Annotated in this window: 1 protein-coding gene; it reads left to right on the top strand. The window is 52.1% G+C overall.

The annotated features are described in order from the left end of the window. Positions 1 to 329: 329 nt before the first annotated feature. Positions 330 to 1,052, top strand: a 723-nt coding sequence (locus ACOCD2_RS21605; RefSeq protein WP_305801950.1) for a hypothetical protein, incomplete at its 3' end; no start/stop codon positions are given.

The following is a 1,052-nucleotide window of genomic DNA, read 5'->3' on the forward strand; positions in this document are numbered from 1 at the left end:
ACTTCAATGGGCGATTTCAGAAGATTCCATCGCCAATCTCATGAATGGCGCTGTGAATCATGAATGGTGTGGCATATCACGAATGGGGTTGCTAAATGAATGAAGCATCCGTATCCAGCCAGGCATGGCTGATTATATCTGCCCACGGGCATGACAAGGGACTTCTGAATCACAGCATTCGGTTGGAGGGGAGTGCTGCTCTGTATCGTGGTATCGACACAGGGGCTTGGCTTCTCATCTCCGACGAGAGAGGGGGCATATGGAATATCGGTCGGATCTATAGACTTCGTGATCAATGTCGTCAAACTTATATGCTTTTGGATAAGACATTGTCGATAGACCCTGCTGTACCTTTGTCGAAGGTGGGTTTCTCAAAGCCAGCCAACGGTTGCATCAACCGCCTCCAATGGACCGATTTCGCCGAGGCCATCCCAAAACTCTGCGGCAAGACACTGGCAGATATTCCTCTGATCGATAATTCGGCCTACGTTCGTGAGTTGTTGCAACATGCGGTGATGGACGATCTTCTCGGCCCCGCGAACGGTCCCAATGAACTCATCAAGGATATGAGTGTACGCGATCGCTATCTGGTCGGTAAGTTGGCGCCTCGAGAGACCCTTGACGAGGGCAACGACTGGGGAAATAGAAATAGTGCTGTGGACGAGGCCGAGGATGTGGCTCCCGACGATCTGGAGGTGAAGGTAAAATTGGAACTTTCGCCTGCAGGAAAACGGACCCAGGGGAGTGAGCAGACCAAGGACGAGGATGCACTGGGCAAGGGTGAGCCTGAGACCAGCGATGAGATCGACGTGTCCAAGAATCAATCGCTGGTGCCCTCGAGTTTCGGCATGACCTTCTGTGTCGATGGTGAGGCGGAACGCATCGAAGTGGAGGCGCGTTGGGGGCGTTATGAACGTCTCCATGATCACGACATCACCAAGACCAGAAAGAAAAAGAACAAGAAGACGGGCAAGGAAGAAGAGATAGAAGTCAAAGTCTGGCAGCGTATTCCCTGTGGTGGCAAGATGGTATTGGACTTGAAACAGGGACCG

The sequence above is a fragment of the Thiolapillus sp. genome (assembly GCF_048562965.1).
Lineage (GTDB): Bacteria > Pseudomonadota > Gammaproteobacteria > Chromatiales > Chromatiaceae > Thiolapillus > Thiolapillus brandeum_A.